9 protein-coding genes are annotated in these 14710 nt (G+C 37.7%); all 9 read right to left on the bottom strand.

Annotated features, from left to right (window positions below; all coding sequences use genetic code 11):
• Positions 1-920: 920 nt before the first annotated feature.
• Positions 921-2312: a CFI-box-CTERM domain-containing protein gene (locus C1724_RS18785; RefSeq protein WP_102348286.1), complete on the bottom strand. Its 1392-nt coding sequence runs from the start codon at positions 2310-2312 to the stop codon at positions 921-923.
• Positions 2313-2372: 60 nt separating this feature from the next.
• Positions 2373-7826, bottom strand: coding sequence for an Ig-like domain-containing protein (locus tag C1724_RS18780; RefSeq protein WP_102348285.1), 5454 nt, complete (start codon positions 7824-7826; stop codon positions 2373-2375).
• 88 nt (positions 7827-7914) lie between these two features.
• Complete coding sequence (locus C1724_RS18775) at positions 7915-9570, bottom strand: S8 family peptidase (RefSeq protein WP_180994332.1); 1656 nt, start codon at positions 9568-9570, stop codon at positions 7915-7917.
• A gap of 434 nt (positions 9571-10004) precedes the next feature.
• Positions 10005-10439 carry a 3-hydroxyacyl-ACP dehydratase FabZ gene (gene fabZ / locus C1724_RS18770; RefSeq protein ID WP_102348283.1) on the bottom strand — a complete coding sequence of 145 codons (435 nt, stop codon included), beginning with the start codon at positions 10437-10439 and terminating at the stop codon, positions 10005-10007.
• A gap of 212 nt (positions 10440-10651) precedes the next feature.
• Entirely contained in the window at positions 10652-10975 is a 324-nt protein-coding gene (locus C1724_RS18765; protein ID WP_102348282.1) for a DNA-directed RNA polymerase subunit beta, read from the bottom strand.
• Between the two features lie 45 nt (positions 10976-11020).
• Positions 11021-11857 (bottom strand): flagellar hook-basal body protein, encoded by an 837-nt coding sequence (locus C1724_RS18760; protein WP_102348281.1) that lies wholly within the window; start codon positions 11855-11857, stop codon positions 11021-11023.
• Between the two features lie 17 nt (positions 11858-11874).
• A complete protein-coding gene (locus C1724_RS18755; RefSeq protein WP_102348280.1) occupies positions 11875-12720 on the bottom strand; it encodes a flagellar hook-basal body protein in 846 nt (281 codons plus the stop codon).
• Positions 12721-13146: 426 nt separating this feature from the next.
• Positions 13147-14148, bottom strand: a complete 1002-nt coding sequence (locus C1724_RS18750; protein WP_102348374.1) for a rod shape-determining protein — start codon at positions 14146-14148, stop codon at positions 13147-13149.
• Between the two features lie 174 nt (positions 14149-14322).
• Complete coding sequence (spoIIID, locus tag C1724_RS18745; RefSeq protein ID WP_102348279.1) at positions 14323-14607, bottom strand: sporulation transcriptional regulator SpoIIID; 285 nt, start codon at positions 14605-14607, stop codon at positions 14323-14325.
• Between the last annotated feature and the right edge of the window lie 103 nt (positions 14608-14710).

Below are 14710 nucleotides of genomic sequence, written 5' to 3'. Positions count from 1 at the left end.
AAAATAATAGAATTGCCGCACTTGGGTTAGTAAAATCCAAGATTATAAGTTACATTGTGTAGTATATTACCGAATACTGTAATTGTCAACCAAATCTTCTATTGTTATTATAGAAGTTTTATAGATTCCTTACAATTTATTACCGGTCACTCACTCAATAACTTATCGTGTACCTCGTTGGTACATTCATATTATAGGCTGAATGGACCACAGGAAGCAACAAATTTCTGCACTGTTACACAATTGTAATAATGAAAGAAAACTTTTCTTATGTTACCAAAATGGTTTTTTGGTATTTTAATATCTATTACATTCGATACTATGTATCTCTTATTCAGTTGTTCATCTGGAAATCTGCTGGTAGATTCACTTCTATGAGTTATGAAATAATAGTAGTTCACTCACAATATCTATATATAGTTACGACTGATTTAATTTATGCACTTAAATTCACTACATTTAATTACAATTATGTTACATAAAAAAGGGAGATCTACAAATACAAAAGGTATCTATTTTATATTTACTTCGCTTTAACAATAATTTTTTTGCATTAATTAACGTATTTTATTATTAATGCAATAGTATTCAAAGGGTTTTAGTATGAGTATTCCCCTAATTCCTGAAAACGTCGTTCTATATTAAAGAAACAATCTTCTTCATTAAAATAGTTTTTTATTCCACGCATTAAAAATCCTCTCTGTATAATTAGGACTTAAATGGATAACCATAATCATGAATTTATTCATTAAATGTTATCACCACAAAATTCATCTGCACAACCTATTTTCCTGCTTCAACTCTAACATTATTCATACTTGATTCCTTTTTAAAAAATATATGTTTCTTCTATAATAATGTAGAGGTGAACAATATACTCATTAAAACAGACTCCCCTTAGGGAGCCCGCTTTTCATTTATTATGCTTGAATATTACTTCTACGATTACGTCTTACCATCCATAGAGCAGCAAAAGCCACTACCAATAACACAATCCATACAGGATTATATGTTAAGTATACTGCTGCAATTACTGGAGTAAGAGCAACTCGCGTAACAGTCTTTAAGGTGTCACTATCCGCTATTACATTTGCGACCTTTGGTGAATGGCTATAATAGAATTTAACAAACGTTTCCCCTGCAGTCGATTGTAATAGTACATCATCACGGAAATTACGCAGCAATGTAACCGATGGTTCAAATTTTGAACCAAAAGATGCTGTTGCAATGAAACATTCATCCACTAATACCTCAAATGAATTTTCAGCTAACTTTTCCTTAGCTGCATTAAGAAGCTCTACCTTGTACGCTCCGGCAACAAGATTGCTTGATACAGGTATTTCAAATGATCCATCTTGATTAACATTTCCATTTCCTAACGAGCTATTCCCTTGCTTTAGCTGAACTGATAATCCTGTAGGTAACGCAGCCAATCCTTCAACCTGAATAAGCCCTGAAACTTTAGAATCCGTTGCAACTACTGGAACAACTGTAATAGTATATGTCACTTCCGGTGTTGCATCTGACACTACAATCATTGTCGGTTGACTTGCGTTGTTAGCAGCATCCGTTGCGGTTACAGCTAATTCTGTGCCTGCGTTTTGAGCTGGAATAGATACCGAATATGATTGAGCTGATGTAGCTGCACCTGTCCCAATTATTGTTCCATTCACACTAACTTTTACAGTTGAACCCGCTTCTGCGGTTCCAGTTACGACCGTATCATCGCTATCCACTGGATTTACAGTTGGTGGTGATGGTGGTGTTGTATCTCCTCCACTTGCAGATGGACCTGGAAAATTGACTACATAATTATCCTGATCATTTATGTTAACCGGCGCGGCATTCGATAGTGACCTTTGATTAACAATGAGTGATTTAAATTCAATTGCCACATCACCAGGTTCAGACATCTGAAAACGAATCGTGCCAATTTCGCCTGATTTGCCCCCTGGATATGGTGTTTTCGTTAACCGAGATCCACTTATTATTACTTGATAAACTGTATCCACTATTTGGCTACTTTGGATATCTCCACTCTCAAGATTCGCACCAATCGTAAAGGTACCATCCATATTCATCTTTGAATTTGAATTCACTTCTATTTGTGCTGCCGTAAATTCTCCAGCTAAATTATTGTATTTGAAGTTAAGTTCTAAAGTTTCTCCATCATTTTTACCGGTTATTGTTAGAATGTCGTTAATTGTCTTCTCTGTTACGACAATATCGTTCGCTGCACTTGCAGTGTGTACGATTGGACTACATATAAAAAACGCTAAAATAATGGCAAGGTACATTCTAATTGGTTTCATTTTTTTCCTCCCATTACAATTTGACAGAGAGCTTAAGCAACACTTAAGCTCTCTTATCCATTAGTTTACATTTGGGATCCCATCAAAGTGTGGTCTTTGAGTTTGGATATCCATTTCATTTGTGAGCCAGAACAGTACCGTCGTGTAATCTGTAACGTTTATATCGCCATCAAGATTTACGTCATAGAAATAGCGCAATTCATCTAACTCACCATAATCTATACTTCTGTCGATTACAGTAATACTTGGTATTTGATTTTGGATATCCATTTCATTTGTAAGCCAATAAAGAATCATTGACCCATCTGTAATATCGATATTTCCATCTCTATTCACATCATATACATAGTGGTTTTCAGGTATTGGAATAAGAGATTTAACCACCATACTTACATTCGAAACAGCAATCTGCGGCGTTTCAAGAGACTTTAAGGTAAATATCAATTTATTGAACCTTAAATCTATATTCTCAGTAGAAGCTGTATCGAATGTAATCGTACCAATCTTACCTGAAGTAGGTAATGGATTCGCCACTAATTCACTACCACCTACTAACAACGTATAAACATTATTGGAAACTTGATTTATTTGGATATCATCTTCAGTTAGACCTATGGCCTCGTTTAATATAATATCCGGATTGCTAAGCCCTGCATTTTGCGGTACAGGAATATCAATTTGAATACCAGATACATTGGCAGGTAATTCATTATACGTTATATCAAGTTTAACTTTACCACTCACATTTCTTCCATCAACAATAATCTTTCCGTTTGCAAATTCACCATTATTGCCAGTTTCTATTTCAGCTATCTTAACGGTAATAAATACTGGCTCACTTTCATTTTCGGCTGCGTCTGTTGCTGTTACTTCTAAGACTGTATCAGCATTTTGTGGTGTAATTGCTACTGAGAAGGCCCCATATTCATTTGCTGTTCCCGTTGCGATCACACTACCCGAAACGGTTACTTTTATTGTAGATTCAGCTTCTGCCATTCCCGTTACAACCGTATCATCGCTATCTACCGGATTGACTGTTGGTGCTGCTGGTGGTGTCGTATCCACCGGTGGATTTGCTTCTGTTACAGTTATCTTTGCTGGTTCACTTTCATTTCCTGTTGCATCTTTTGCAGTCACAGTGATCTCAGTTCCTGCAGCTTGTGGCATAATCGCAGCTGAATATGCGCCTGTTTCATCAGCAAAAGTAAATCCAATTACAAGACTATTAACCGTTACAACTAAAGTAGATTCAGGTTCTGATGTTCCGGTTACGACCGTATCATCGCTATCCACCGGATTAATCACTGGTACAGCTGGCGGTGTTGTATCTTCTGGCGGATTTACAATTGCTTCCGATACAGTTACGAATGCTGACTCACTTTCATTTCCTGCTGCATCTGTGGCCGTAATGATTAACTCTGTACCTGCAGCTTGCGGGTTAATTGCAACTGAAAACGCTCCTGTTACATCTGCGAAGTCATAGCCTATTTCATAACCCATAATACTTATTTTTATTGCTGCATTTGGTTCAGCTGTTCCCGTTACGACCGTATCATCGCTATCCACTGCATTTACCGTTGGCACTGCCGGCGGTGTATCATCTACAGGGTTTGTAGTCGATTCTGTAACTATTATCGTTGCAGGTTCACTTTCATTTCCCGCTGCATCTGTAGCCGTTATGGTTAGCTCTGTACCTGTAGCTTGCGCCGCTATCGCTGCTGAATAGACTCCAGTTCCATCGGTGATGTCATAGCCAATTTCATAGCCGTTTACAGTTATTTTTACTGCTGAACCTGGTTCTGCTGTTCCTGTTACAACCGTATCATCACTATCTACTGGATTGACTGTTGGTACTGCTGGCGGTGTTGTATCTGTAGGCATTCCACTCACCAACGAGATAACTAAATTCCCGCTCTTACTTGAATCTGTTATCGATGTAGCCATAAGTTCAAATGAACCTATACTCGCTGTATTAAGAACAGTCACTAAACCAGATGTATTATTCACGCTTACACCTTGAACAGGGTATGCAAGTGACCACTCTACTTGTTCACCTGACATAACGTTTCCATCTTGATCATAAACCGTTGCATTGTATTGTACTGCGTTACTTAATTGTGGCACGGTAATACTTATTGGACCATCCACAACTATGCTATTAACAATTGGTGAAGTAACTTGTTCTTTAATCGTAACTGTCTTAGTTGCATAAATCATTGGATGTGTGATTGATGTAGCTTTAATTGTTACGATGGAATTCGCTGCCGCCGTATTTTGAACTGTTAATGTTCCTGTCACTGAGTCAATTGAAATACCTTCAACCGTTTCCTCAATTGACCAGGTCACATCTTCATTCGTCATTTCATGTCCATATTGATCTAAGACACTTCCAATGAATTCATGGCTTGCTGAATCAGCTAAAGGCTTTAACACTTCATCCGGTCCATCAATATGAACGGAGTGTACAAATGGCCCAGTAGCTGCGCCGACATTCAATGTTATTGTAATTGGATTCGATAATGCTGTATTGCTAATTACTAAATAATATTGACCCTCCAATAGTGCAGGAATAATGATATTTAGCTTTTCATGGCCAAAATCATCAACTGTCACATTGGTTACTGGGACTACGTCAGGTACAACACTTCCAGTACTTGCATCTGTTAATGTTAATTCCCAGTTTCCTTGATCAAGGTTTACACCATTTAAATAAAAGCTATTTTCGATACTTGCCGGGTAACTTAGGGAGTATGGATAACCAAATACATTTAATGTTTCCGTAACATTCATGTAAAGCTCCGTCACTCCTTCCCCAGCAGAATCATAGATCCGCAGGAAATAACCTCCTGACAATATTGGTGAATCAGCTGTCATCTTAAACTGTAACAACTTTTCATTTCCATAGTTGCCATCTACTATAGCTGATTCTTGACTTGTTGCTATAATTTCATTAGAAAAATTAACTAATTCTGCATTAAAATCAGTTGAATTCATATTATAACCTTTTACCCATGCATAAAATGACGTGACATTCGCTTTATATGCAGGAGGTGTTACATGCTGTAAGATTGGACTATAGGTTCCTTTTAGTTTATATGGTAGGCTCTTTTCACCGTTTACATTCATAACAAGCTCATAATCGCCTTCTGGTAAACCTGTAGGAAAACTTGAGAAATTATAACGAATTTGAGTTAAATACGAATCAGAATACACGACGTTCCCTACTGCAGTAAATGTCGGTGTAGTGCTGCCCCTTTGATAAAGTTCTAAGGATACAGTGTCAGAACCACTTAAATTCTTAGCTCCTAAATAAAAACTAAACTCAGTTTCCCCCAATGGAAATTTATATAGATCTACCCATTCTATAAATGGTTCTCCAACCATTACTAAAGGAAGTGGGATTGTCGCTAATGTTTCGGCACCTGATAGGACTCTTATTTCAGGTTCGTACGTCCCTTTTGACAAATCAGTAGGGAAATTAAACGTAAAATACGATTGACCTGGATCACCGATACCACTAGTTACTCCATCGACAACGATCTCATCAGTTCCTGTAGCAGCATTTACAAAAGCAACCTCAAAGGTTGGTGAAGCTGTTGGAAGATTGTAAACATGAAACTCTGCTGGATAATAATCAGTGTCATATGAATCATAATTTAGCGGTAAAACATATGGATAGTTGCCAGCGTTAATAAGCTCTTCCACATAAATTCCCGCAGGACGGTAACGTAAATGATCATTCTGAAGCGTTAAATGTTGACCATCTAAATAAACCTCTACGAAATAATCGCCATGTTTCGCACCTTCAACACCTGTTACGGAAATAGACGTATCGGTAATTTCACCAATTGTTGCTGCATATCTACCCTGATCGTCATAACCGCTGCTTGTTCTTAAAGAAGGATTTTTCATCGGTACTGTTGAAGTGACTCCATCTTCTTCTTTTACTAACTCGATAACCTCTTGATCTTCGGAACTACTGCTTGAGTACTGGTTGTAGCTTGAATAATCACGGTATAACCAAACTTCAACATCTTGAGCAGTTGAGAACCCTTGACCGTAAATATCAAATGCAATCGTATCTCCATTTATGCTATTGGTAGAAAGAGCAGCATCTTGTGGTTGTGGCCCTTCACCATCTGGTAATTGAATATCGCCTAAACTATCAAATGTAAATTGAACAGCACTCCATGTACTACCTTGCGCTGCACCATCATAAGTATATTCTTCAAGAATTACACCATTATAATCATTAACGGTAACTTTAACATTAGCGTCTTCTACTGCTGAAAATTCTCCATAGTAGTTTACAGCAGTAACTTCATATAAGTAATCTGTTGGACTATGAACCGCAACAATTTCATGTCCGCTTGGTCCATGTGTATCTTGAAGATGTGTTAGATATGGAGATAAATATGTTGCACCAGAATTGTTCCAACTAATCTCGTCTATAAATGCACCAGTTGAACGGTCAAGCACTTTTACACGTAAATCAAGCTCTAAGTCCTCTGTAACCGTCGAACTTCCCCAAGTTAGATTAATCGTATATAATCCTTTTGGAGTAAGGTAAATATGTTCCTCATGCACCGTTGATGTATCTGTTAACTCTAGGTCAAAGAAATACGGCTCATAATTTTGTCCTATTACTTCTATATAATATGTTCCTGCTGTAATGGATGGATTACTAAAATAGAAGTTTCCATTGTCATCAGCTGAAGTTGTATCAACAAATTCAGATGAACTATTATATAAATTCACGGATACATCTTTTGCTATATTAAAATTACTCGTCGTTTCCTCATAAACTGTTCCAGCTATAATCGCGTCTGTAATATTTACTTCGGAGTATTCTGCATTTCCATCATAATAAATTGAAGCTGCATTAGAATCAGAAAGTTGGATGAGCGTATTATATTCCCCTGAGTCAAACGCTGTACGTGAGTCTGTAAGTGTTGCTAGAAATTGCCCTGTTGAAATAGCTGCATTAGCTTGGAAATCTATTTTAACGAAAAGCCCCCCATCATTTATTGAAGGTTCATTACCCGTTAAAAAGCTTAAAAAGGTTAGCTCACCTGTTTCATTATCCGTTTTGCTATAAAAATAACCCCGATCAAATGTTGTAGAATCATCTGGAAGACTATCAACAGACGTTAATTCACCAAATATCTCACCTGGAGTTACGTTTAAAGCTGTTACCTCATTAGGATTAAACTTCATATCAAGTGAAGCCCCAAATAAATCATATACATTCTGTACACCTACATATACAGAAAATGTATCTCCTGCCTTAACAAACTTTTTAGAGCTCTCAACCCACACCAATGTACCAGAGCTATTGGCACTATAGTTTTGGGTTCGCTCACTTTTACTTCTCTCTTTTGCAGAAGGTTTTTCGGAAGAGTGTCTTCCATTGCCTGTGGACGAAGACTCTCCGACTGCAAAAGCACCACTAGGCACAATTACACCTAGGTTTAACATAAAAACCATTAGTAATAAAACAATCTTTTTTGCCATTCGTAGACCTCCTTTTTTCTAAATTATTTAGTTGAATTTTTGATAATTATTTTAAACCATCGCCTCCACTCCACATTTTTTAGAAACATTACTTTGGGTATATATAACCATAATGGGAAATCACATTTTTTATGTCATTCGTTGAGTTTATTTCTGTGTCAGAATCTAATTTTTTCGAAGCTAAAATAATGTCTTTTATATCAATCTCTTGATCTAAGTTAAAGTCAATTGTATTCTTGCTTAATTGCAATGAATAGTTTTCTTTGGACCAATGTCCATACCTTTCTTTCAGCCTAATAGTATATGTACCTTTCTTTAAAGGAAGACTTATTAAACTTTTATCAGAGGTAGTAATCTGATTAACGATTTCTCCGCTAGAGTTTACAATTGCTAGATCAGTTTGAAGATTGTCCTCTGGCATCGATACCTGTAGTTTCAATGATTCTCCCGAGTTTATATCAAACCTATACCAATCTTCATCATTAGGTTGTTGTAAACTAAAATTATAGATTTGTTCATATTCTAGAGGAAAAGCGGTACCTATAGATTCATTTGGCTCCTCTATGCTATTAGGTTTTGACTGATCTATAGTTGCTGTTAATAGATTTAGCCCACCATATCCATACTCGTTATCCCTGTTTGCTATTCCTAGGTCAGTTGAGCCTTTTTCAAGAACCCACATTATTTCGGACGGAGAAATCTCCCCACGCTGTCCCTTAATAATCGCTGCTGCTGCAGCTATATATGGAGATGAAAAAGATGTCCCACTTCCAAATTTATAGCCACTAAACCTTGCTGTTGTCATCACATTTGCCCCAGGTGCTACTAGATCAAGTGCAGGACCAAAGTTTGAAAATGTCGATCTATATCCATTTGAGCTTAAACTGCCAACCGCCATTACTTCTGGGTAGCCTGCAGGATAGTCCACGCTGGATCTGCCTTTGTTACCAGATGCAGCAACAACAGTCACTCCGTGATTGTAGGCATATTTAACTGCATCCCATAGAGCTTCTGAAAACTCGGGACCACCTAAGCTTAAGTTAATGATGTCAGCTCCATAATCTGCTGCATAGTGAATAGCTTGAATAATCGTTGCATCATCGCCATTTCCGTATTTATCCAATACCTTTAATGGCATGATACTTGCATTTTGTGCACTCCCAACTATTCCTGTATTATTATTTGAAACCGCAGAAATGATTCCAGCAACCATCGTTCCATGACTTGCTGCAGAATCATCACTTGGGTCCGTATCTAAATTTACAAAATCATATCCAGCTACACACCTATTAATAAGATCTTCATGTGAACAATCCACCCCTGTATCCAAGACAGCCACAACTATATCATTCTTTAAGTCTATTGTTTGTATATCATCTAAGTTAATAGCTGGAATAGCCCATTGATCCTTGTATAGTGGGTCATTATATGTTTGCGTTGTTCTTATGTAGTTAGGAACAACATACTCAACAGTTGGGTCATTAAGTAGATCTTCAAGTTTCTGTTTTTCTTCATCTTTCGAAGTAAATGATATGTTCTTAAATTGACCTCTGCTCGACAATGACATTCTCGAATATTTCGGTGCTTTATACTTCACAATATAGCCTTTTGCGTTCCCCTTGCTAACTGTCGATTCTTCCTGGTCTATATGTACGACTTTTCCCTTACCGCTTATTTCAACCGGATAAAGGAATTGGCAAAATAGAAAAAAGAGTAAGACAATTAGAGAACTGGAAATTCTCAATTTCAATTCCTCCAATAAAACCATTTCCATTGCCAAAGTAATGGGAAAATAGTATTTATTTGTAATTTATCAATATTATAACATGATGTTATTATTATAAATATAAAAATTTCCTGTTCCTTGTACCTAAAATTCAGGATATATTATCCAGTGTTCTTTTTAATATGGGTATTTATTGTAAAATCTCTATACTTAAGATATGTGTAAGAAGGCCTAAAAATTGATTCGTTTTAAATTAATACAAAAAAAATGTTATATTACGCTTTCCAATATCGGGAGGGAGTTATTAAATACTAAGGTGAGGGTGTTTTCTTTTTATTATGAAGAGGATCTAATCATTAATAATATCATCAAACAAAAAAGGCATGCTCCAGTGGATGCATGCCCTTTATTACTATTAAGTTCTTTTAAGAGATGATTAGTAGTATAAAAAATTAAGATTGCTTATCACCTAACGCAAACATAATTTCCGTTTCACATGCTATTTCACCATCAACAGTAGCAACAGCCTTTCCTTTACCAATCTTACCTTTTACACGCGTCATTTCCACTTCTAAGCGCAATTGATCGCCAGGTACAACTTGTCTTTTAAAGCGGCAATTATCGATACCTGCAAAGAAAGCAAGACGTCCTTGGTTGTCAGGCAGCTTTAACATCGCCACTGCACCAACTTGTGCAAGGGCTTCAACAATTAATACCCCAGGCATAACAGGATAATCAGGAAAATGTCCATTAAAGAACTCTTCATTAGCCGTCACGTTCTTATAACCCACTGCACGCTTACCATCTTCCACTTCCAAAATACGATCCACCAACAAAAACGGATAACGATGCGGAATAATCTTTTTTATTTCATTAATATCTAACAATAATATCGACTCCTTTTAAATCGACAGGTGCCTGTCACTTGTCGAATTCGAATTGTTGAATTTTCGAATTTGTCCATTTTGAATTTTTATGTATTTACAAATTATAGCATATTTTATTGGGTATCTGTAACTTGTATATAGTTTTAGAATTCCCTAATATGCAACAAAACCACCTTCAATATAATAAGAAGGTGGTTTTGGCTATTTTAAATTTATTTATCAGAGACATCTTTCAGCACAAGATCAACTAGATGTTGCCATGTTGAGACCTTCAAAGCATCGGCCGCTTTTCCGTCGCCGATTACGCCGTAGCCGACCATTAAGCCCGCAAGGATACTAAGACATACTAGAACCGTAATAATTAACAAGCGAAGCCAGATGGGAATCAGACGAATTTGGCCACGTCGCTTACGAACGGATTCCTTTTTTTGAGTAGCGTCTTTAATTCTTTCAGTACGCTCCAGCTCTTTTTGTTGGCGACGTTCTTGACGTGTATTCGGTTTTGATTCAATCATATCTTGTAATTCACCTGCCATGTTTACAGCTCCTTTTAAACAATTTCACTATGCTTGTCCTTCAAGTTATGATCGCAACGACGTAACTAGGCCGGACATTTGATCTGCAATCGAAATAGACTTCGCATTAATTTGATATGAGCGTTGTGCTGTTAACAGCTCTGTCATTTCAGTTCCCACGTCAACATTGGACATTTCAAGCGCACCTTGTTGAACGGACTCTACATTACCTGGAACATATTCAAAAACTTCTTCATCAACTAAGTTTAGCTCTTCAAGGTCCGGCAGCGCATATTGGTTGTCACCCACTGCTAGTAAAAGCTGAGGTCTAAGCATGCCAACTAATTGCAGCTGTCCGACTGACATTTCTTCACCGTCTGTTGTTGTAACAATAATTTCCCCAGTTCGAGTTACTTTTATTTCCTTTTGGTTTTCAGGAATATAGATTGGTTCGTCATTGCCATCCAGGACATAATGTCCATCGCCCGTTACAAGCGCTAAATCACCCATTTCATCTGGTGATAAGTAAAACGCTCCATCTCTTGTATAACGCAGAGAGCCTTGTCCATTTTCTTCAACATATATTTGAAAAAAATGATTAGGATTCGTAAGCGCAAGATCTAAAGGTCGGTTTGTCACTTCAACACTGCCTTGTTCCAACCTAATATTTGTTTCAGAAAGTTTTGCACCTGAGCCTACACGAATACCATTTGGAGTAACGCGACCGACTTCCTGATTTTCAACAGGCTGGTTATTCATTTGCTGTGTGAGCAAATCGCTAAAGCTTGTCTCTCTTTTTTTATAACCTACCGTATTAGAATTGGCAAGGTTGTGACCAATTGTATCCATCTTCTTCTGAAGTTGTCCCATCGTTACAGATGCAGTTAACATTGCACGGTTCATGGTTTTATCCCCCTACCTTATCTTATACGGCCAATTTCATTCACTGCTTTTTCCATACTTTGATCGTACGCTTTAAGTATGCGTTGATTGGCTTCGAACGTTCGATAAGCCATCATCATTCCCGTCATACTTTGTTCTATATTAACATTTGAAGATTCAACAAAGTTTTGTTTCATCGAGTATGCAATATCAGGGTTGTCCAACGCAGTTGGCAGACCTTCGTTTTCACCATCAAGTCGGTATAACCCGCTACCTTCTTTAATTAGGTCTGCTGGATTATCTGCATACGCGACATTGATTTGTTGGCCTGTGTCTTCGTCGCCTTCAAAAATTCGACCATCATTCGTCACGGTAAATTCGTTACCAAAGATTATAATAGGTTGTCCAGCTGTATCGGTTACGTATAACCCTTCATTTGTTGTGAGGTAGCCTTCACCATCAAGTGTAAAGTTGCCGTTCCGCGTATAGCGTGGTTCACCATTTTCGTTTAATACTTCAAAGAAAAGTGCGCCCTGTTGATTTGTTTCTTCATTAATAGGAAGATTCACGTCAACTAAAGCAAGATCCGTTTGATTTCCCGTTTCGCGAATATCACCTTGCTTAAACTTCGGAAGAGCCTCTTGCAAATACACGCCGGTATTAATCGGACCAACTGTATATGCGCCTTTTGTTTGAAATTTTTTATTTACAGGAAGAGTTTCCGTATTCATGCTTGTGATCAGCATTTCCGGGAATGCTCTTAGTGATGCTTGGTCCTCTTTAAAACCTGGCGTATTCGCATTGGCTAAGTTATTCGTTAACATTTCCTGACGACGCTGCTGCGCAATCATCCCCGCTGCTGCTGAATAAAACCCACGAAGCATAAAAACTCCCCTTTCATTTAATGTGTTTATTTATAAAGTGCCCGTTCTTCTTTATAAGGTGCCTGTCACTTGTCGACAGTTGTCGAACATGCAAAAAGATAGTAATCTTTTAATTTATTATATCATCTGCATTCGACAAGTGACAGGCACCTGCCGATCGATCGAATTAAACAATCAATCATAGGAAGTGATCTTTTACGATCCATCTTTATATCGGCAGGTTTAATAATAAACTTTATTGGAAATACAATCCAAGCGATTTAAGGCAAACCTTACGCTCGTCCATGTTTTAAACAAAGCGTTTGTTTATACCGTTTCGACACACATCGACAAGTGACAGGCACCATGAAAAGTGCCAGGCACCGCTAAATGGACAGGCATTGTAAAGTGTAGAGTCATCTTAGGCTCACACATTGCTTGTCCTTTTTATCCCCAGCGTTTGTTTGGGATTTTGTCCATATTGTCTAACATGATTCCTGTTCCGATCGCTACGCAGTCCATTGGATTTTCTGCGATTAGAACTGGTACTTTAAGCTCTTCAGCTAGAAGTGTATCGATGCCGTGTAATAACGCGCCGCCGCCAGTTAAGATTACACCGCGGTCAATGATGTCCGCTGATAGCTCTGGTGGTGTACGTTCAAGTACGCTTTTAGAGGCTTGTACAATCATAGCCACAGACTCACGTAATGCTTTCTCAATTTCTTCAGAGTGTATTGTAATCGTACGTGGCAAACCGGAAACCATATCACGTCCACGAATATCAATGGATTCGTTTCGTGCACCTGGAAATACTGTCGCTACACTTAGTTTAATATCTTCAGCTGTACGTTCACCGATCAGCAATTTGTACTGTTTCTTTACATACTGAAGGATTTCGTTATCAAACTTGTCCCCTGCCATCTTAATAGAAGAGGCGGTGACAATATCGCCCATTGAAAGCACGGCAACATCCGTCGTTCCACCGCCAATATCTACAACCATGTTTCCACTAGGCTGGAAGATATCCATCCCTGCCCCAATGGCAGCAACTTTCGGTTCTTCTTCAAGATATACTTTTTTACCGCCACTTTTTTCAGCTGCCTCTTTAATTGCTTTTCTTTCAACAGATGTTATGTTCGTTGGGCAGCAAATTAAGATCCGCGGCTTTGATAAAAAGCCTTTTACATTTATTTTTTCGATAAAATATTTTAGCATTGATTCAGTAACATCAAAATCAGCAATAACTCCATCCTTCAGCGGGCGGATCGCCACAATATTTCCAGGTGTACGACCAACCATTCGTCTAGCTTCTTCACCAACCGCTAGTGCTCGACCTGTATTTCGATCAATCGCTACAACAGAAGGCTCATTCAGAACGATACCTTTGCCTTTAACATGAATCAAAACATTGGCAGTTCCTAAGTCAATTCCGATATCCCTAGCAATCATCAACTTGTTATCCTCCTTAAAATCGTTCCATATCTGTACGAGTACAAATTTATCTAATTATATATATTAACATATGTTGTAGGGATAAGTCATTTTTTGTTGAAAAGTTTTTTGACTACCATTTCATGTCATTTTCATTACGATTTTTCGAATTTTTGTAATATAAAATTCTTATTATTTAACAAGCTCACCTTTCGTTGTTGAATCACTTGTATCTGACTTATATTTCATTTTAGTCGCTTCACCGCCGCGTAAATGACGTATAGATTTATGATAATCGAGTATTTCCTTTACTTCGTTTGCTAGTTCGGGATTAATGTCTGGTAAACGCTCCGTCAGATCCTTATGGACAGTACTTTTGGAAACGCCAAATTCTTTCGCGATTACGCGAACTGTTTTCTTTGTCTCCACGATATACTTGCCAATCTTGATAGTACGCTCTTTGATGTAATCGTGCACACCACTCGCCTCCCCAAATTGGATGTGAGAAGTGTGAAATGAGACTAGTGAACACTACGAAGAGGACGCCAGGCCATTGTTTTATCTGTGAAAAAAGCACCTA

Source organism: Bacillus sp. Marseille-P3661, assembly GCF_900240995.1.
Taxonomy (GTDB): domain Bacteria; phylum Bacillota; class Bacilli; order Bacillales; family Bacillaceae_J; genus OESV01.
This window is presented reverse-complemented; position numbering and strand designations above follow the sequence as displayed.